This window comes from Sphingopyxis sp., assembly GCF_035686825.1.
Taxonomy (GTDB): domain Bacteria; phylum Pseudomonadota; class Alphaproteobacteria; order Sphingomonadales; family Sphingomonadaceae; genus Sphingopyxis.
On sequence record NZ_DASRYZ010000002.1, the window covers coordinates 1 to 19,450 of the forward strand.

Annotated in this window: 20 protein-coding genes; 8 read left to right on the forward strand and 12 right to left on the reverse strand. The window is 58.4% G+C overall.

Features of this window, described 5'->3' with window-relative positions; translation table 11 throughout:
* Positions 1-117, forward strand: a 117-nt coding sequence (locus VFG17_RS01120; RefSeq protein ID WP_325028281.1) for a transposase domain-containing protein, incomplete at its 5' end; no start/stop codon positions are given.
* Between the two features lie 9 nt (positions 118-126).
* On the opposite strand, the gene VFG17_RS01125 is transcribed toward VFG17_RS01120, so the two are convergent.
* From VFG17_RS01125 to VFG17_RS01145, 5 genes are all read right to left on the reverse strand, one after another.
* Positions 127-399, reverse strand: coding sequence for a hypothetical protein (locus VFG17_RS01125; protein WP_325027643.1), 273 nt, complete (start codon positions 397-399; stop codon positions 127-129).
* 187 nt (positions 400-586) lie between these two features.
* Positions 587-1,471, reverse strand: coding sequence for an alpha/beta hydrolase (locus tag VFG17_RS01130; protein ID WP_325027644.1), 885 nt, complete (start codon positions 1,469-1,471; stop codon positions 587-589).
* Between the two features lie 37 nt (positions 1,472-1,508).
* The gene (locus VFG17_RS01135) at positions 1,509-2,438 is read right to left on the reverse strand and encodes a hypothetical protein (protein WP_325027645.1); all 930 of its coding nucleotides are present in this window, start codon (positions 2,436-2,438) and stop codon (positions 1,509-1,511) included.
* The gene (locus VFG17_RS01140) at positions 2,438-3,307 is read right to left on the reverse strand and encodes an alpha/beta hydrolase (protein WP_325027646.1); all 870 of its coding nucleotides are present in this window, start codon (positions 3,305-3,307) and stop codon (positions 2,438-2,440) included. The genes VFG17_RS01135 and VFG17_RS01140 overlap by 1 nt, the downstream gene beginning before the upstream one ends.
* 97 nt (positions 3,308-3,404) lie before the next feature.
* Positions 3,405-4,379 (reverse strand): PDR/VanB family oxidoreductase, encoded by a 975-nt coding sequence (locus VFG17_RS01145; RefSeq protein ID WP_325027647.1) that lies wholly within the window; start codon positions 4,377-4,379, stop codon positions 3,405-3,407.
* 278 nt (positions 4,380-4,657) lie between these two features.
* Here VFG17_RS01145 and VFG17_RS01150 point away from each other — a divergent pair, with 278 nt between their 5' ends.
* The 3 genes from VFG17_RS01150 to VFG17_RS01160 are packed head-to-tail and all read left to right on the forward strand — an operon-like array spanning position 4,658 to position 7,667.
* Positions 4,658-5,971: an aromatic ring-hydroxylating dioxygenase subunit alpha gene (locus VFG17_RS01150; RefSeq protein ID WP_325027648.1), complete on the forward strand. Its 1,314-nt coding sequence runs from the start codon at positions 4,658-4,660 to the stop codon at positions 5,969-5,971.
* 14 nt (positions 5,972-5,985) lie between these two features.
* The gene (locus tag VFG17_RS01155; RefSeq protein ID WP_325027649.1) at positions 5,986-6,507 is read left to right on the forward strand and encodes a 3-phenylpropionate/cinnamic acid dioxygenase subunit beta; all 522 of its coding nucleotides are present in this window, start codon (positions 5,986-5,988) and stop codon (positions 6,505-6,507) included.
* 11 nt (positions 6,508-6,518) lie between these two features.
* A complete protein-coding gene (locus VFG17_RS01160) occupies positions 6,519-7,667 on the forward strand; it encodes a hypothetical protein (RefSeq protein WP_325027650.1) in 1,149 nt (382 codons plus the stop codon).
* A gap of 211 nt (positions 7,668-7,878) precedes the next feature.
* Here the strand turns inward: VFG17_RS01160 and dmpG are convergent, their stop codons facing one another.
* The 3 genes from dmpG to VFG17_RS01175 are packed head-to-tail and all read right to left on the reverse strand — an operon-like array spanning position 7,879 to position 10,630.
* Positions 7,879-8,904, reverse strand: a complete 1,026-nt coding sequence (dmpG, locus tag VFG17_RS01165) for a 4-hydroxy-2-oxovalerate aldolase (protein WP_325027651.1) — start codon at positions 8,902-8,904, stop codon at positions 7,879-7,881.
* Positions 8,904-9,842 carry an acetaldehyde dehydrogenase (acetylating) gene (locus VFG17_RS01170; RefSeq protein WP_325027652.1) on the reverse strand — a complete coding sequence of 313 codons (939 nt, stop codon included), beginning with the start codon at positions 9,840-9,842 and terminating at the stop codon, positions 8,904-8,906. Before VFG17_RS01170 ends, dmpG begins: the two co-directional genes overlap by 1 nt.
* A 2-nt stretch (positions 9,843-9,844) precedes the next feature.
* Positions 9,845-10,630, reverse strand: a complete 786-nt coding sequence (locus tag VFG17_RS01175; protein WP_325027653.1) for a 2-keto-4-pentenoate hydratase — start codon at positions 10,628-10,630, stop codon at positions 9,845-9,847.
* 315 nt (positions 10,631-10,945) lie between these two features.
* Here VFG17_RS01175 and VFG17_RS01180 point away from each other — a divergent pair, with 315 nt between their 5' ends.
* The gene (locus tag VFG17_RS01180; protein WP_325027654.1) at positions 10,946-12,112 is read left to right on the forward strand and encodes an aromatic ring-hydroxylating dioxygenase subunit alpha; all 1,167 of its coding nucleotides are present in this window, start codon (positions 10,946-10,948) and stop codon (positions 12,110-12,112) included.
* An 89-nt stretch (positions 12,113-12,201) separates the two neighbouring features.
* Positions 12,202-12,978 (forward strand): glucose 1-dehydrogenase, encoded by a 777-nt coding sequence (locus VFG17_RS01185; protein WP_325027655.1) that lies wholly within the window; start codon positions 12,202-12,204, stop codon positions 12,976-12,978.
* 305 nt (positions 12,979-13,283) lie between these two features.
* Here the strand turns inward: VFG17_RS01185 and VFG17_RS01190 are convergent, their stop codons facing one another.
* The 4 genes from VFG17_RS01190 to VFG17_RS01205 all read right to left on the reverse strand — a co-directional run bounded on the left by VFG17_RS01190 (position 13,284) and on the right by VFG17_RS01205 (position 17,122).
* Positions 13,284-13,973 (reverse strand): nuclear transport factor 2 family protein, encoded by a 690-nt coding sequence (locus VFG17_RS01190; RefSeq protein WP_325027656.1) that lies wholly within the window; start codon positions 13,971-13,973, stop codon positions 13,284-13,286.
* A 62-nt stretch (positions 13,974-14,035) separates the two neighbouring features.
* Entirely contained in the window at positions 14,036-15,502 is a 1,467-nt protein-coding gene (locus tag VFG17_RS01195) for an aldehyde dehydrogenase (RefSeq protein ID WP_325027657.1), read from the reverse strand.
* Between the two features lie 26 nt (positions 15,503-15,528).
* Positions 15,529-15,900 carry a hypothetical protein gene (locus tag VFG17_RS01200; protein ID WP_325027658.1) on the reverse strand — a complete coding sequence of 124 codons (372 nt, stop codon included), beginning with the start codon at positions 15,898-15,900 and terminating at the stop codon, positions 15,529-15,531.
* 100 nt (positions 15,901-16,000) lie between these two features.
* Positions 16,001-17,122 carry an aromatic ring-hydroxylating dioxygenase subunit alpha gene (locus tag VFG17_RS01205; RefSeq protein WP_325027659.1) on the reverse strand — a complete coding sequence of 374 codons (1,122 nt, stop codon included), beginning with the start codon at positions 17,120-17,122 and terminating at the stop codon, positions 16,001-16,003.
* A 358-nt stretch (positions 17,123-17,480) separates the two neighbouring features.
* Between VFG17_RS01205 and VFG17_RS01210 the strand changes: the two genes are divergently transcribed.
* On the forward strand, positions 17,481-17,951 hold the full coding sequence (locus tag VFG17_RS01210; RefSeq protein ID WP_325027660.1) for a cupin domain-containing protein: 471 nt from the start codon (positions 17,481-17,483) through the stop codon (positions 17,949-17,951).
* A gap of 179 nt (positions 17,952-18,130) precedes the next feature.
* Positions 18,131-19,432 (forward strand): serine hydroxymethyltransferase, encoded by a 1,302-nt coding sequence (gene glyA, locus VFG17_RS01215; RefSeq protein ID WP_414712916.1) that lies wholly within the window; start codon positions 18,131-18,133, stop codon positions 19,430-19,432.
* Positions 19,433-19,450 lie beyond the last annotated feature (18 nt).

Genomic DNA, 19,450 nt, shown 5'->3' on the forward strand with positions numbered 1-19,450 from the left:
GCCTATATCGCCGATGTCATCGAGAAGATCGCCTCAGGCTGGCCCGCATCCCGGTGGGACGAGCTGATGCCGTGGAACTGGCAGGCCGAGCACCAGCAGATCGCTCAGGCCGCCTAGCTGCGGCCTTCAGGACACGCTTACGGCATACAGGCTGGGCGCGAGTTGCTGCAGATCCTGCACCGAAGCCACGCCCTGCCTTGCAAGCTCGGCACCGCCAATCGCCGTCAAGGCGATGGGCACGCTCTGCGCCCCCGTCGACTGTCGTGTGGCCGTTACAATGATGTCGTTGGACCCATCCGGCTGCTCTGCTTCTTCAGCGGCGGTCTGCGCATGAGCGACCGACGGATACGCCAAAACGGCAGCAGTCAAAATCCATTTCATCTTGATGTGCTTAATCATTTCGAACTCCCCATGAGCAAAATTGCCGATTTATGTTTTATTTTAGTCGAAACTGGAACGGATACTTAAAATCGAGAAACCTAACTAAACTTCATTCTTCAAACTATAATCACCTTTGCGCCGTTCATATCTTCATATAAATAGGCGCCATTGCTTGAACGGCATTGAGATTTATCAAATGCAATAGCTATCCGGCTTTCACTTGAGCGGCGCCTACCGCCATGAATTTCTTAACTATGTCTGCCATTTGGTCCGGCTGATCGTTCTGAACCTGATGACCGGCCTCGGCGATCCAGTGGAAGTCGGCGTCGGGCAGCAGCTTTTGGACCTCTCGCCCATTTTCGGGCAGGGCAAAGCTGTCATCTTCTCCCCAGAGAAACGCGGTCGGAATTGCCCGCGTCAGAGCGGGCAGAGATTGACGCATGTCGAACGCGACCTCCTTCATCAGCGGGTCGCTTTGAAGCCAGCGCGTTCCAGCTTGGGCGGCGCGAAAAGCCTCCATTGCGCCTGGGCGGTTCGCGGATTCGGTCCGCATTTTGACAATGTCTTCAGAAACCAGGCTCTGGTTGTAGACCAGACCAGAGATCAGGCGGCGCATACCGTCCTCGGTTCCATCATAATTAAGCATTGCCATCATGCTGGGGGTGATCGGGCCGCCTACGCCCATGGCCCCCGCGATGCTGCCGCTTCCAACCAGAATGATCCGTTCGACACGCTCTGGAAAAGTCATTGCATATTTCGCCGCCACCCAGGCGCCTTGGGAATTGCCCATCAGGGTGAAGCGGTCGAGGCAAAGCGCATCAACGAACTGCGCCAGATGGTCTACGCGGCTCTGGAGCCCACGTGAGGTCGGCGTATCGACGTCCGTTTTTCCGAAGCCGCCGGTGCTGTCCGGAGCGACCACTCGAAATTCGGATAAGCGCCCCATCAACGGCCCCATGCCTGCTTCGCCGGAGGAACCCGCGCCGCCGCCATGCACGGCGACGATGGCAGGACCGTTTTCGCCGACTTCAGAATAATGGGTCCGGCGTCCGTCGATGCGGACGAACCTGGAGCGAACTGAAATGGTCATCGATAACTCGCCTTCCGATATATGTTGTTCAGTAGAATTATTGTTCGCCCCAAGTGGCGAACCCCAGCCCGGTCACCGCATGACGCGCGGGTATGTAATCGACGATCTTGGCCGGAACGCCGGCGAACGCGCCCGCCAATGACACCCAGGCGCGCAGTTCGCCTGTGCCACTGCGCAGGGTGTCGGAGTCAAAGCTGAACAGCCCCGTCAGCGCCTCTGTTTCGCCTTGTTCGAGCTTCGCCATTACCCAACGATCGAGTGGCTCATCCACCCATCCGGCCCTGGGGCCGCCGGGACAATGCGACATTCCGCCCGATGCGTAGAGCCCGACACGCTCGGGCCGACTGCGGAAAATCTCGGTGATCGCGCGTCCCAGGGCATAGCAGCGTGCTGCGCTGGGCAGCGGCGGGTGATAGCCGTTGACGAACAAAGGAATAATCGGCAGCCCGCTTTCGTGGAGGCCCGTTACCTTTGCCACGCGAGTGAATGCGTGGCCTAGAGAACCATCCGGGTTCCCAAGCGGTACAATCGTTTCGAGGTAGGCCGGATCGAAGCCTTTATCCATGAGGCCGTTGAGCAGCGTTTCCGCGACCGTGGGGCTGGTCGCGAAACGGTACCAATTGTCTTTCACCGACTGACCGAGCGAGGGAATGCTGATCGATCCGCTGACGCCGTCCCCCGTATAAATGCCAAAGGCGGGAACGCAGGCGTTCGAGAAGACCTCTGTCTGATCATCTCCGATGATAATCAGCACGTCGAGTTCGGCGCGGTCGATTGCCGATGACAAATGGGCGAACCCGGCTTTGATGCGCTCGACATATTGCTCAAGTACTTCGGGAGTTTCGAGCGCAAGCTGCGGCGGCTGGGGAACGCCCTTCGTAAGTCTCCCGTGGATAGTCGGCCATTCGCTCGCTTCGACAAACATCGAAGGTGCGTGCGACGAAGCGAGGCCCAGCACGACAGGCATCAGGCAGCTCCCTTGTTCGCAACTTGTGCGAGTGGATTTTTGAGAAACGCGGTGACGAGCCAGGCAAACTCCTCTGGCTTCTCGAATGGTATCCAGTGACCGCAGTCGTTGAGTACGACGAGACGTCCATTTGGTATAAGGTTGAAGAGGCGGAGCCCCTCTTCCAGCGGTGCCAGCAGGTCGTATTTGCCGTTTATCTGCAGGACAGGTGCCTCGATGTTCTTGATTTCGTCGCTGAGGTCACGCCAGATCGCATCGGACTTGCGCCTGGCCTCGTCCTGTTCGGGGCGGGATAGCCATGCATCCAGCCGCTCCTGAAGGTCGAGTTCGTCATCGCTGTAGTTCGACGATGGCGAGAAAAAGGTACGCATCATCTCGCGCATCGTTTCCATCGATGGCGCATCAAATGCCCGGCCCATCGCCTTGAAACCTGCATCGGGCTTGATGCCGATGAGACTCGGACCCGGCAAGGCTGCAGCATGCATCACGATCCGGTCGACGCGCTCGGGGTAAGTGAGAGCAAAGACCTGCGCCGTCTGTGCGCCGAACGACATGTCTACCAAGGACGCCTTCTCGATGCCCATGCTGTCCATGAAGTCGCGGATGGTGCGAGCGTACATGGTGCTACGCGATTCGCCCTTTACGATGACGACGTCTCCGCCGCCGTACCCCGGCTGATCGAGCAAAAGGCATCGAAAGTGCGGCGCGAGGAACGGCAAACTGCGGTGATAGGGATACCAAGTTGAAGATCCGACCCCATTGCCCGAAGTCATGATCAGAGGCGCGCCTTCGCCCGCTTCATGATAGTGAAGCTTCAGCCCGTTCGCCTCCGTAAATCTGCTTGTGGCATTCTTCGTTAGCACGCTCACCGGACTCCATTCTCGACTTGATCTGACCGGGTAATTATCATGCGCTGAACCACGCCGACCAAAGCTTTCTCCATACCGGAGCCAGACGGGAGGTGCTTCAAAGGTCCAAAATCAGCCGCGGACTCTTGGACCCCGAACAGCAGATCAGAACCATCGCTCCGCTGGCGCGGTCCTCGTCAGAGAGGTAGGAATCCCGGTGGTCCGGCTCCCCTCCCAGAACCTTTGCCTCGCACGCGCCGCAGATGCCCTCTTCGCAGGAATAGGGCACATCCACGTCCGCCTGGATCAGCGTATCGAGTATCGTCGAACCTTCTTCGACCCAGTAGACATCGCCGCTGCGCGCCAATTCGATTTCGAACCCGCCGTCCCGGGCGGCCGCCTCTTTCGCCTGAAAATATTCCAGATGAACATGGCTCCTGGGGCGATCCTTGCAGGCCGCCTCGAACGCGCCCAGCATCGGTCCGGGCCCGCAGCAATATAGATGCGTATCGAGATCGGAGGCCTGGACGATCTTGTCGATCGACAAGAACTCGCCTCCGCGCTCCTCGTCGAAATGGAGCCTCACGTCGCCAAAAGCTGCGAGTTCCTCCAACAACACCGCGTCGTCGCGCGATCGGCAGGAATAGTGCAATGTGAATGGCCGGCCTTGGAGGTGCATCGCCTTCGCCATCGCATATATCGGTGTGATGCCGATCCCGCCGGCAATCAGCACATTCTTCGCTGACGCTTCCTCCATAGGGAAGTTATTGCGGGGCAGTTCGATCTCAATCACGTCTCCGCTATTGAGCTCTGTGTGAATCCACTCGGATCCTCCACCGCCATCGGGGTTCCGCTTTACGCCGATCATGTAGCTGTCTGGCGCCATATCGGGCTCCATCAGCGAATATTGACGGACGATTCCATTCGGCAGCAACAGGCCGATGTGCGCGCCAGGATCGGATGGGGGCAACGACTCGCCATCGAGCGGCCGGAACCGAAAGAACCGAATGTCGCGCCCGGCTTGGATGACAGCATCCACCGTGCACTTGACAGTCGCATGAAGAAGGTTTGCCTTACGCTGCGCAGAAGTCATAGTTTCAGCCTGACGATTACTTGTAGGATCGACGCTCGATCGGCGGAACTGAGCGAGCTACGATAATAGGTACATGGCCGCTCGAAGGCCGGCCAGAACGATAAGTTTACAGCTCCCAAAGCTACTTCGATGGTCGGAAGCGCAGTCGCCGTTTCTTTGCTGCTAGACAATTATCCTTCTGGCCGATCATGCACCAAATCGTCGATAAATAGGCATGGCGGGGATCGCGGCGCTCGGCGCCCCGGCCCAGTTCGCAGCCGGAGGTATGGATGGAAAATGTGGATAACGGTGACTTCGCTCACTACGTGAACTGGGAAAAGGGGACCGTGAGTCGAAGGATTTTCTCCGACGCCGAGATATATGCGACGGAGTTAAAGCAGATTTTCGCTCGCGCGTGGCTCTACCTTGGCCATGAGAGCGAAATACCCGGCCCGGGTGATTTCGTTCACACTTACATGGGCGAAGAGCCCATCATCCTGTGGCGGGACAAGCAGGGGCAGATCGGGGCGTACATCAATTCGTGCCGCCACCGCGGCAACAGGGTCTGCCGGGTGGATCGGGGCAATGCAAAATCATTTGCCTGCGCCTACCATGGCTGGACATTCGCCAGCGATGGCAAGCTCATCGGCGCCCCGGGAATCCGGGAAGATTATAAGGAGGCCCTCGACCGCAGCAAATGGGGGCTCATCAAGGTCGCGAAATTGGGGATTTATGGCGGTCTTATCTTCGGGACTTTCGACGCGGAGGCACCCTCTCTCGATGATTATCTCGGCGACATGCGCTGGGGAATGGATATCCTGCTCGGGCAGGGTGACATGGTGGCAGCGCCGGGCACTGTAAGGTGGCGTATCAAGTCAAACTGGAAGTTCGCTTCCGACAATGCGGTGGATTACTATCACGGCGCTTGGACACACCGGTCCGGAATTCTCTCAGGACACGCGGGGGGCACAGGCACGTTAATCCTGGATAAGCTGCGGAACCCCAAAGGGACGACGCTCGTCGCCGGATATGGCCATGGGGTGAACGCCGATTACGCCGAAACGGAACTCCACGATTGGGACAATCCGCTGGCTGCATGGCGGCGGGACCCCGTCGTTCAGGAGCGGCTTGGGCCGACACGCGCCAGTTTTTCGCGCGCAAACATGCTGGTCTTCCCCAATTTGTTCATCAACAGCGGCTCCCGCGACCTGATGGTTCGCCATCCGCGGGGGCCTGGAGAAATTGAGATCTCTAAAACCGTGCTCGTCAGCAAGGCTGATGCGGAAGAGGTGCAGCATGCGCAGGTCCGTGCCGCTAATCGCCACTTTGGCCCCGCGGGAATGTTCGAACAGGATGATGGCGAGAACTGGTCATCAAGCACGGAGGCAGCCTCCGGCGCTGTCTCTTCTGACTATGACCTCAATTTCTCAATGGGCGTGGATCATGCTGCCTTCATTTATCCGGAAGATGCACCCCCACTTTTGAACACGCTTACCAATGAGCATGGCCAGATGTGGATGTACCGGGCGTGGGCGGAGTTTATGGACGCGGAAGACTGGTCGTCCCTTGCCGCAAATCACGTCGAACCTCAGGAGGCGTTTGGAAAGCGATGACCGGAGCCTCAGCCTTGACCCTCGATCGCCTGAACGAGCTCCTCATGCAGTTGGAGATCGAGCAATTCCTTCAGCATGAGGCGTCACTCATTGACGACCGGCGATTCCACGAGTGGCTCGATCTCTTTACAGAGGACGCCTATTACTGGGCGCCCACGCGCACGACGCGACTTCCTGGCGACGAAGCCGGAGAGTTTGCGAAACCGGGTGAAGGCGCCTTCTTCGACGACACGAAGGAGCTGTTATCGCATCGCGTCCGCAAGCTGGAATCCGGTTTTGCATGGTCCGAAGATCCGGCCTCGCGAACCCGCCACTTCGTGACCGGCATCAGGATTCTGGAGGATATGGGAGAGGAGTTGAACGTCAGTTCGAACCTCTTGCTGTTTCGCACCCGCCTTGAGCTGGAGCAGGACCTATGGAGCTGCCGCCGCGTCGATCGGCTTCGCCGCACCGACCAGGGTCTGCGGATTTGCCGGCGCGACATATTCCTCGATCACACCGTCCTGCAATCGCCCAACATCAGCATCTTCTTCTAAAGGCCACGTCGATGGATCATATCCCCGTTGATACCCTCTATCATGCCACTGTCATCAGCGCCGACGCCGAGACGACGGCGCGACACCATTCCGAATTCTATGGAGTGGAGCGCTGGGACGTGACAGATTTCACCCCGGACCGTCTTACGAACCAGACCATTTTCGGGCGGGTTCCGACCGCTCCGCCGCCACTGGACCTTTCGACCCCAAACCCGACGCCCGGGACGTTCGGATTCAGGCTTGCCCGAGGCACCACGCCCAATGGCGCGATCACTTTCAACATCGTGCAGCCCACCGGCGGGCTTAGCACCTTTGAAGAATTTCTGGTCACCCGCGGCCCCGGGATACAGGGCATGTGCATGACTTCGGTCGACAAGGCCGGCGCGGAGGACCTAAAATCCTTTTTCCGCGGCGAGAGCATTCGCCTGGCGCAGTCCTACACGGTGCCGGGAGTCGCAGAATTCCTCTATTTCGATACACGTGCTGACCTCGGCGGCTATTATGTGGAGGCGATCGTGCCTTTGGTCGACGACTGGCAAGCAGCCATGCCGGTCGATACGACATGGTCGTTCGAAATTGACGAGGCACGTGCAGCCTATTCGCGCACGTCTCCCGGCATCACACATTTCGGCGTGATTGTCCCGCAGCTGCGTCCGGTCATCGAGCGCTCGGCGAAATTGTTCGGTCGCGATTTGTGGCGCGGCATGCACTGGCGGACCGAGCCCGGCTCGCTGGAGGAGCCGACGAACAATGGCAAACCGGTCAAGCATTCCTATTTCACGGGTCGCGCGGATCTTGGCAAGAACAGCCTGGGGCAACCCTTCGGACTGGAGATTGTTCAGCCGGTTTTCGGTCCAAGTCATTACAAGGAAGATTTTCTGGAACCGCTTGGCGCCGGCATCCATCACATCGACCTGAAAGTCCCGATGGCGGACTGGGCAGAGTGGGAAAAGTTCAGCGAATGGCTGCTGGAGGATATGGACGCACCCGTTTGTATGAGCGGCTGGCTCCGCGACAAGGTGGCCTTGTTCGAATATCATGATCTTCGTCCAAGGCTGGGCTACGTGGTCGAACTGGTCGCTCCATTGATGCCGCACTGCCCGAAGAAGCCTTGGGCGCCCGATTACTGGTATGATTTTGCCGGCAGTCAGGCTTCTTGAACGACCGACCGCACAGGGTCTTCGCAGGGTTCGAGGATTTTCTCGAAGCAACAGGGCGGAAGGCGCGTGGGCGGCCCGGCAAAGCCTGAATCGCTGCCAGAGCCCGGCACGGTTCCTCTGACATAAAAAGCGCCGGAGCGGAGCTCACGAAGCCCGCCCGGCGCATTTTATGTCATTTCTGCATCGCCGGGCAAACACCCTGCCACTTGCCTCAAGCCGCGGTGCGGTCCTTGAGCATGTCGAGTGCCACGTCCACGATCATGTCTTCTTGCCCACCCACCATGCGCCGTCGGCCAAGTTCCACGAGAATCTCGCGGGTGTCGACGCCATAATCCAAGCTCGCCTTTTCAGCGTGACGGAGAAAGGACGAATAAACGCCAGCGTAGCCGAGCGACAGCGTTTCGCGATCAACGCGCACGGGCCGATCTTGGAGCGGCCGCACCAGATCCTCCGCGGCATCCATCAGCTTGTAAAGGTCGCAGCCATGTGACCAACCCTTCCGATCCGCGGCCGCAATGAAAACCTCGAGCGGTGCGTTGCCCGCGCCCGCGCCCATGCCGGCGAGGCTGGCATCAATACGCACCGCGCCATGCTGGACGCCGACAATCGAATTCGCGACACCCAGGCTGAGGTTGTGATGCGCGTGGATGCCGCGATCCGTTTCGGGTTTCAAAATGCGGTCATAGGCTTCCAGACGCTCGCGATAGCCGTCCATGTCGAGAGCGCCGCCAGAATCCGTCACATAAACACACGTCGCTCCATATTGCTCCATCAGTTGGGCCTGTTGCGCGAGTTCATCCGGCGTCACCATGTGGCTCATCATCAGAAAGCCCACCGTATCCATTCCGAGCGAGCGGGCAGCCTCGATATGCTGCCTTGAAACATCGGCTTCCGTGCAATGGGTCGCGATACGGACCGATCGAACACCCAGCGCATACGCGTGCTTAAGATCCTCGACCGTTCCGATGCCCGGAAGCAGCAGCGTGGTCAGCCTGGCATGTTCCACAACATCGGCGACCGCCTCGATCCATTCCCAATCGGTATGTGCGCCGAAACCATAATTGAATGACGATCCGTTCAATCCGTCGCCATGGGCCACCTCGATCGCATCGACCTTCGCCTCGTCGAGAGCTTTGGCGATTTTACGCACATGATCTATGCCATATTGATGACGAATGGCGTGCATGCCGTCGCGCAGAGTGACATCCTGAATGTAGAGTTTGCCCTTGGGATCCATCACGCGGCTTCCTTCGCGAGCTTTTGGTTTACGATCTCTTCGGCCGTCCGCAGCGCGGCTGAGGTCATGATATCCAGATTGCCCGCATAGGCCGGCAAATAGTGGGCAGCGCCCTCGACTTCCAGGAACACGCTCGTCTTTATGCCCTCGAATGTGCCCAAGCCCGGAATATGAACGGGATTATTGGCGCCAAAACGTTCGAACTGCACATCCTGTTTCAGCCGATAACCGGGGACATAAGCTTTGACCTTTTCCACCATCGCCTTGACCGCGGCCTCGATTTCCATTTCGTCTGCACCAGACGAAAGGGTGAAAACGGTGTCCCGCATGATCATCGGGGGCTCGGCCGGATTGAGAATGATAATCGCCTTCCCCTTTGCCGCGCCGCCAACCTGCTCGATACCGTGCGACGTTGTCTCGGTGAACTCGTCGATATTGGCGCGCGTGCCCGGACCGGCGGACTTGGACGAGATCGAAGCGATAATTTCGGCATAATGTACCGTAGAGACCGACGAAACTGCCGCCACGATCGGTATTGTTGCCTGTCCGCCGCAGGTCACCATGTTGACGTTCGGCGCATCAAGATGCGCATCGCCGTTGACGACGGGGATAACATATGGGCCGATGGCGGCAGGCGTGAGGTCGATCATCACCTTTCCCGCCGAGACCACCGCCTCGCTGTGCATTTTGTGCGCACCGGCCGAAGTTGCGTCGAAAACCACGCCGATCTCCGGCCAGCCTGGCAGGCGGAGCAAGCCATCTAGCCCTTCCGCCGTCGTGACGACACCCAAGCCGGCCGCGCGTTTCAGTCCATCCGACTGGGGGTCGATGCCCACGAGAGCGCCCACCTCCAGAACGTTGGACATGCGCATGATCTTGATCATCAAATCAGTCCCGATATTCCCGGACCCTATGATCGCCACCTTCGTCTTGGCCATCGTCATTCATCCTTCAAGAATTTGAAACTGCAGTCGCCGACGCCCCCGATCCGCGCCACGACATGATCGCCCGGCTTAATTGCCACCATCGGGCCAAGCGCGCCGGTCAGGACAATGTCACCTTTGCGGAGCGGCTCTCCCCGCTTCTCCAGTGTGCGAGCGAGCCACAGTGCGGCGTTGAGCGGATGCCCGAGACAAGCGGCTCCCGCGCCCAACGAAACCACTTCGCCATTTACCTCCAACACCATGCCGCACGAATAAAGATCGAGTCCCGCGAGCGGAAGGCGCGCGTCTCCCAACACGAAGAAAGCGGATGACCCATTATCCGCGACCGTGTCAGCAAAGCTGATCTTCCAGTCCGCGATTCTGCTATCGACGATCTCGATAGCAGGCGCGATGAATTCAACGGCATCGGCTAGCCGGGCCAGATCGATTTCACCGTCCAAGTCCTTACCGAGGACGACTGCGATCTCCGCCTCGGCTTTGGGCTGAAGAACCTGCGAGGACCGGAGGGTGCCGGCTTCCTCGATCCGCATGTCGTCGAAAAGCACCCCGAAATCGGGCTGGTCGACGCCAAGCTGCGCCTGGACTGCTTTCGCGGTCAAGCCGACCTTGCGTCCAACGATCTTTCGGCCCGCCTCCTGCCAGGCACGCGTATTGATCGATTGCACTTCGTACGCGCCTTCGACATCGGCAGGCTCGAGAACACCCCGCAACGGCGCGATCGCCGATCCGCCATAGGCATTACGTAAATCGGCGGCAGCCGCTTGCAATGTGGTTGTACCCATGAGTTCGCCTCCCAAAGAAAATGTGGCGTCGGCACGACGAGTGCCCGCCAGCGTATGGCAACGGACGATGCGGCCAGATGTCCGATGTTTAGCTGGACCCAAGCGCAATCCCAGAACGAAAAAACTCTGGGTGCTGTATCGTCATGCGGGGGCCAAGAATTGTTCCACCGAAGCCAGACATGATTTGTATTGGGGGCCGGCGCTCGCTTGCGATAAGTTTAGATCGACAACGAAAAATGTCGTCGGCGTTCCGCAGGCCGGAGCAAGACGCGGGCGATATGATCATCTTGAATTTTCAATCTGGAAGGCGAGACCGTGCAAAAGAGCTTACTTCTGAAATCTGCGAGCGATATCGAGCAGCATCTGAGCGACGGATACTCGCTGCCCTCCGAATTTTATTTCGATCCGACCATTTTTCAGCTCGAGCGCGAGCACCTGTTCCGACGCGCTTGGCACTTTGCGGCGTTGGAGCGCGAAGTGGCTAAACCCGGCGACTATATCACCACCACCGTCGATGGCGTGCCAGTCGTGGTGGTGCGCGACAATGAAGGGCAGCTTCGCGCTCATATCAACATATGTCGCCATCGCGCCAATATCATCGCGCACGGAAAGGGTAGCTGCAAAGCTCTGCGCTGCGGCTATCACAGCTGGACTTACGACCTTTCCGGAAAGCTGAATCCCGCCTCGACCTCATCAGGCGGTAAGTTGGATGCCAGCTCGCTCAACCTGTTATCAGCGTCCGTCGACACCTTCGCCGGCTTGCTTTTTGTGAGCCTCAATCCGAACGAGACGCTGCGGCAGTGGATGGGCGAATTGCCGGCTATCATGGATGCTACCAACTATGATTCCCCCTTCACGACCGATGAGGAATTGACCCTCGTCGATCGCTTCGAGGTGACCAGTCCTGTGAACTGGAAGTTGGCGTGGATGAACGCCATCGAGTGCTTCCACTGCCCGACCGTCCATCCCACATCGCTGTCGCGATTCTATCACGTCCGGATCGGCGACGAGAAATATCTGGAAGCAAGCTATGACCGCGGTTCCTACAGCGTGGCTCATTTCAAGGAGAATGCCGCCAAGGCGCTGAACATCGACGCGACCGCTTCGCTTCTTTCATACTATCTGGCTCCGACCACCACGCTCGCCACCGGATTCCAGTGGGGCGCCACCGTTACCCAGGTCATTCCGACTGGACCGGAAGAAGTCACGCGGGTTTTTAACACGTACCGCAAGACCGGCTACTCAGCACCCGACAATGTTGAACTGGCTGAAGCGATGACCCAGACGATCAAGGAAGACAATGAGGTCTTGGCGCAGGTGCAGGCCGGTTACCGCGCGGATGCACTGGGCTACGGCCGGACGATCCCGGTCATCGAGGAGCCGATCCAGCGTTTCAATCGAATCGTGTGGGACAGCATCGCGCCGGCTTACGCCGCGTTGGAAGGCAAGCCGGCCTTGCCGCATCTTGAAACGGCATGGTGACCAATTTCCGCCAACAACGGGGCTACCCCGCGTTGGCGGAGGCGCCGCACCCACGTTAGAGTCAAGGTTGGTCGCAGGAGAGTGAAAAGATGTTGTTGAAAGGTCAGGTCGCAGTCGTCACCGGCGGTGCGGGAGGAATTGGCAAGAGCATCTGCGAGCGGTTTGCGGAAGAAGGTGTCCGCGCAATCATCGTCGCCGACATACGTGAAGAACCCCGCGAAGGTGGGCCGTCGGTCATGGAAACCCTGGCAAAGTCCGGATGCGATGTGCGGTTTGTAAATACCGATGTCACCCGGGGGGCCGACATGGCCCGCGCCGTGGCCGCGGCGGACGAATTTGGCGGTGTCACGATCATGGTCAACAATGCCGGCATTGCGCAAGGTGCGTCGTTTCTTGAAATGACTGAGGAACAGTTCGACACAACCATGGCGATTAATGCGCGCGGGGTTTTCCTGGGGGCCCAAGCGGCCGCTCGCTCCATGGTTTCGGGAAAGCGCCGGGGCGCGATCATCAACATGTCATCGCGGCTTGGCGATGTTGGCCATGCGATGGCGTTGCACTATGGCGCCTCGAAGGCGGCCGTGAAACTGATGACCTTCTCCATGGCGGCAGCGCTCGGCCCGCACGGCATCCGCGTGAATGCCATCCAGCCGGGGGACATAGCAACTGCTATGGGGGGCGACACAGAGGGCAAGGATGTTGCGTGGACTATTCCGCTAGGCCGCGAGGGGGATCCGCGGGAAGTCGCAGACGCGGCGGTCTATCTTGCGAGCGATCTGGCGAGTTACGTCAATGGTGTTGCGCTTTTGCTCGACGGCGGCATGTCGAATACATATCCCGGGATACCGGCAAGGGTGGCTGAGTGACCGGAACGGGATCAGCCGCAGAACCGGTGCCGCGGTCGGGACATCGACACGCCTCGACCGGCCCGGCCAACTCTGTGAGCTTTTGCCAACTCACGCTGAAACATTCACCCGTCGGTCTCGGCAAAGCAGATAGAACAGCGGCGCGGTCGGGAGCGGCCATCTGCTGACAAGATGTCACGTTTGTCGCTGCGGTTGGTTCTCTTGGGTGGAACAGGCTGTATACCGAGCTAATGCCCGGGAGGACGAAGCGTCGATTAAGCGATGGTCCCTTCATAGTTTGAAACCAATGCTCAACAGCGCGACCATTACTCGCTAATTTTTCGGAGATAGATTATATTGTTATCTTCCGCTTCGTTTCTTATCGAGTAGGTCTTCAGGCTTGATGCTTCTTCGGCCGTAAGGCCGAGGACCAACGGATTGCCGCCCCACCAAGCGAGACGATATCTGCGGCTGGCAATTCGCCATCCTCGGTCCGTTCGGACAAGGCGATCATCGTACCATCCAGTCGCATCCCAGGAATTTCCGTCCTTACCTTTCAAGGCTCGGATCAATCGGAACTGCCCGTAAGTGAATGCGTGCGCCTCGCTGCCCCTGATGCGAACTTGCTGGTTTCCCATGATATGCGTCGAGCTGTCGAGCGGCTCGTGCATTTCCGCAAAAGCCTTTTTAAAACTCTCCAGACTGTCCCATCTCATGTGTTCGCCATAATCAATAATGGCATCGGGCATAAAGATGCGATCGAACAAATCCCAATGCTGGGTGTCCATTGCTAATGCGTAGAGATCCAAAAGGTCGAATATTTCTTCCCGATCGCTGGCAGCGTCGGCTCTACTCTCGGAACTATTGGTGGATCGTATCGAATATCCTGCGGGTGCTCGCCTGTCCATTTCGACGTCGATTGCCGCACTCGCCGGGACGATGACAAACAAACCGGAGAGGACCATTCCTTTTCCAGCAGTTTTGCACATTCTAAGCGATGAGGTGACAATCTTCAAAACTGCACCTCACCTGAGGCCCTTTATTCATGACAATCGGCGGATACGCACAGCGTTGCTGCCTACCGTGTTTTGATCCAGATTGTCTTGAGCTCGGTATATTGGTCAAGAGCTTCGACGCCCTTGTCCTTCCCGCCGAAGCCGGACTGCTTGAATCCGCCGAACGGGGTCGTGTCGTCCCCTTCGGAAAAGCAGTTGACCGATACGGTGCCGGCCTTGATCGCCCGCGATGCTTTCACCGCCTTATCGAGGCTCTCGGTCCAGACCGATGCAGCCAAGCCATAATCTGTCTCGTTGGCGATCTTGATACCCTCATCCTCGTCGTCGAAAACGATGGTGGAAAGCACTGGACCGAAAATCTCTTCCCGCGCGACCGACATAGAGTTGGTCACGTCACCCAGGATCGTCGGCGCTACAAAATAGCCGCCGGTTTCCTCGAGAATGCGCGTGCCTCCGGTGACGATTTGAGCCCCTTCTTCTTTGCCAGCTTCGATATAGCCCATGACCTTCTCGAGATGACCGGGCTCGATCATCGGTCCGAGCTTAGTATCCGCGTCTTGCGGATTGCCGATCTTCCACTGTGCCAAGCCGTTCTTGATTCCGTCGACCAATTCGTCCTTCCGGCTCCGATGTACAATGAGGCGCGATCCGCAAGAACAGTTCTCGCCCATGTTCCAAAAGGCCGCGGCAAGCACATCGTCGATCATCACATCGAGCGCGGGCGCATCAGCGAGCACCAGTTGCGGGCTCTTGCCTCCACATTCCAGCACAATGCGCTTCAGGTTCGATTCCGCTGAATAGCGGAGGAAGTAGCGGCCGACCTCGGTGGATCCGGTGAAAGACACAAGATCGATGCCGTTGTGTCGCCCCATCGCCTCGCCTGCCTCATGCCCATAGCCGGGCAGCACGCTCAACACGCCGTCGGGAATCCCCGCTTCGGCGGCCAGCTGTGCCATCAGGAGGGCGCTGAGCGAGGTCTGCTCGGCGGGTTTCACGATGATGCTGGTGCCGCTTGCCAGCGCGGGGGCAACTTTCCAGGCGAACATGAGCGCGGGAAAATTCCATGGCAATACGGCTCCCGCTACACCGATTGGCTCGCGCACGATCATCCCGAGGATGTCGCTAGGCGTTGGTGCCACCCGATCGTAGATCTTGTCGACCAGTTCGGCATACCAGCGGAAGCAAGCGATGGTTTGAGCTACGTCGCCTTCCCGCGTCTCCGTGATAGGTTTTCCGCCCTCCAGGCAGTCGAGAGCGGCAATGTCATCCAAGCGCCCTTCCAGCAAGTCGGCGAACTTCAGCAGCACTCGCTTGCGCTCCGCCGGCGCCTCACGGCTCCAAGTGCCCGCTTCGAACGCCGCCCGAGCGGCTGCTACGGCTTCGTCCACATCCGCGGTGTTGCACGCCGCAAAGGACGCTATCTCCTGCCCTGTTGCGGGATTGACGGTGGCGATCGTCTGCCCTGAGAGAGCGTCCTTGAATTTGCCGGCGATAAACGCCTGTCGCGGTGTCGAGGGCAGTGTGATCATCGTGACTATCCCTTGCAGGCTAAGAACTATTTGGAATCCTGTTTCGAGGCGGATGAGTCATGCTCTTCCACTTCGAACGCGAAGACGACATGATCAGAATGAAAAACCTTGTGGGCTACCGACTCGACTTCAGGGCTGTTTACCTTTGCAAACCATTCATCGGCGGCTGCCTTGTCCGGAAAGCCGATTTCAGTGAGTACGTCGAAGCCAAACTCGGTCGCGTCGCCGGAATCCGATCCATGGGGACCAATTGGACGCCGAGGATAACTGCGGCGGTAAAGCAGCGGCGCACCCCCGGCTTGAAGAATGACAGGGATTTCGCCTTGTTCATAAGCCTCGATGAACTGTTCGCGGTTCAGCGAGGGATGCTTTCGGAAAAAGGCCATCAGCTTGTACATGTAAAGAGTCCTTCGCATCGGCGGAGCACTGACCAGCCGACATTGGCAAAACTTGTGATATGCGTCGAAAATTCAGCCCCGGCGCTCAGAACGCCAGTGTTCAGTCTGCGATCGCCAACTGGTCATCGGCGGATGAGCCAGGTCCACTCGCGCGTCTCTTGTCGTCGATTTCCGCCTCGTCGGCCTTGAGGCGCGACATAATAACACGGAACATTCCCAGACCGCGGTCCGCACTGATGGACCCCATGCGGTGTCCCGGGTGCTGCTGAATCATCCGATGCTGCGCCTCAATCATCCGCTTGTCCTCGGCGAATGCCTCAATGAAGACGTCCCATGCTTGATCCGCAATCTCTTTCGACATGTCGGTTAGCTGCGGGCCGAAACAATAGAAATATCGGGTCTTCCCACGTCCGAGCGGCGTGACAGCCTGCGCCGTCAAGGACGAGTTGATCGGCACGATATCTTCCGACGGTTCGCCTCCGCCTGAAAGCTCAGCAGTTCCGGCCGGATAAGTTGTCATATTCGTCAGGAAAATGCCGGGCACCATGAAGTCCGTGCGGTGCCAAATGTCGCCGACGGTGTCGTCACCCTGCACGACTTTGCGGCCAGCCACATCGGTGCGCCAGAAGTCCGAACGAACCCCGCGCTCGATCCGCTTTGCCATCAAGCCGGTGGATGAACGCTCGGCGGGATCGCCTTCATCGCCTTCCTGGGCACGCCCGAATGTGTTTTCGTGAACAAAGGCTACGTGGGAGAGGTCCAAAAGATTGTCGCAAAGCAGTTCGGCATCCGCTTCGAAATCCATGTGACCCTTGTAGAGACGCCGATGTGCATGGTCCATCATGCCCGCATCGGGGATCAGGCTGGGATCGGCCAGTTCCGGATCCCCCATCCAGATCCACACCCAGCTGTATCGCTCTTCAACGACAAATTTCCGCAAGCAAAGAGTTTTGGAAGCCTGCCCGCCGCCAGGCACTTCTATGCAGTTGCCCTCGCTGTCGAACTTAACACCGTGGTACATGCAGCGCAGGCCGTCACTTTCAATGCGGCCGAGTTCAAGCGGAGCCCAGCGATGCGGACATCTGCCGTCGAACGCTACCAGCTCATCGTCAGCGGTGCGATAAAGGACAAGGGGTTCGTCGATCACGGTCAAGGCGGTCACGCGATCCTTGGTGAAATCGGTGGACCAACCCGCGACGTACCATGCATTTTTCAAAAACATTCCGACACCCTCCAAAACGCAATCTGGCATCGATGCAGAAGTGAGAAAGTGCGGTCATACGTCGTCGGGTAGCGACCAAAACTTTCGCAGAATCTCACTTCTCATTGGCCGACGCGGCAGCTCACGGGCAGAGTAAGACGCTTTTCAGCCCTTCGCCAAAAACATTATTCTTATGGCAGCCAACGGGCCAAGCAAAAGTGTGCGGCGGGAGGACCCGATGCCTTCCTCTGGGAAAATGTCAGAGCGGGCAAGACTGGGAGGAATGTCTTTTATCTATTTTACACCGCGACACGCGCCCCCCATTCATGATGGCTCTCGACGACCGCATTGGGTTCGTTGTCCAACTTAGGAATAGCAGATGCCACACACGCGATTTGTCACAGGCACCCGTAATGGCAAGCAAATGATTGTCTCCGAAGACAGGGTCGATGGGTTTGCCGCATCTGGCGTTTCGGAAATGGTCCCGGTGCTTTACATTGGAGAGCCGCCTTCTTTGCCCCATGATGGAGCGTTGAGCCCCTCCTTTGAAATGCCCTCGACGCCCGGCAGCATGGCAGTGGCGCTCTGGACGCTCGAGGCTAACAAGAGTTTGATCAGCGACGATCAGAAGCTCAACTTCTCGGCGAAACGACCCGGCTATCACCAGACGCCGACCATCGATGTCCATTTTGTCATCAACGGCGAGCTCCGTTTTGAAGTGGAAGACGGTTCGGAGGTCACTCTCGCGGCAGGAGATTGGATTGTCGTTCATGGGACCGGCCATACCTGGCATAACCGATCGGACCAGCCCGCCACCGTGCTGGGAACGTCGTACGGGGCGGTAGTATAAGGGCGCAGCGCTGCCTGAGCCGACACCGCGGCGCCGAGTGGTCTCTTACAATAGGCGGGTACCGACGAAGGCTGGCAAGTCGCATTCGGCCTGAGCGCTTGGCCGCACCGCTGCTGGCGTGACCGCGCGCGCTCCACAGATGAGCATATTTTTTCGCCAGAAGATCCAGGAAAAACACTATGATCTCTTCGAATTCGTCCAGGATGCAGCCCTTTTTCGGCAGTGATCTCGGCCTGATCGACCCGGAAGTGGACATCGCCATTCAGGCGGAGCTCGACCGTCAACGCACCAAACTCGAACTGATCGCGTCGGAGAACATCGTTTCAACCGCCGTTCTTCAGGCTCAAGGATCGATTCTGACCAACAAATATGCCGAAGGCTACCCCGGTCGGCGCTACTATGGCGGGTGCGAACATGTCGATGTGACCGAGCAGCTCGCCATCGATCGGGCGTGCAAATTGTTCGATGCCAAATTCGCGAATGTCCAGCCTCATTCCGGCGCTCAGGCCAATATGGCGGTGGCCTTTTCCCTGCTCAAGCCGGGAGATACCATTTTGGGGATGGGACTTGCGCATGGCGGGCACCTTACCCACGGTGCGGCACCGACGCTGTCGGGCAGGTGGCTGAATGCGGTTCAATATGGTGTCCGCGAAGAAGATCAGCGGATAGATTATGATGCTGTCCAGGATCTCGCGCAGGAATATCATCCCAAGCTGATTATCGCCGGTGGATCCGCGTATCCGCGACATATAGATTTTGCCCGCTTTCGCGCCATCGCAGACCGGGTGGACGCCAAGTTGATGGTCGATATGGCACACTTTGCCGGACTCGTCGCGGGAGGAGCGCATCCCAATCCGCTCGAATTCGCAGATATAGTGACATCGACCACCCACAAGACCCTTCGCGGCCCTCGCGGCGGCCTTATCCTGACGAACGACGAAACACTGGCCAAGAAGATCAATTCGGCTGTCTTCCCTGGCATACAGGGTGGACCGCTGGAACATGTGATCGCTGCGAAGGCAGTTGCTTTCGGCGAAGCCCTGCGACCCGAATTCGCCCACTACGCGGCCGCTGTTGTCACAAATGCACGCGTCCTTGCCGATGGCCTTGCCCGCAACGGCTTCTCGATCGTTTCGGGCGGTACAGACACGCATGTCGTGCTAGTCGATCTTCGGCCCAAGGGGCTGACCGGCAAGGTCGCCGAGGCAGCGCTGGATGAGGCAGGCATCACCTGCAATAAAAATGGTATCCCGTTCGATCCGGAAAAGCCCGCAATCACATCCGGCATTCGATTGGGGTCCGCCGCCCTGACCACGCGCGGTTTCGATGAAGCGGCTTTTGAAGAAGTTGCCGACTTGATCAATGTCGTTCTCGATGCCGCAGCCGCGGGGCCAATTTCCGCAGATCTCACCCAGTCGGTGCGGAGAAAGGTGGAAACGCTTTGTGCAAGATACCCGATTTACGAGAGCGCGCGCGGCTGAGGGCGTGACGGCGAGAGG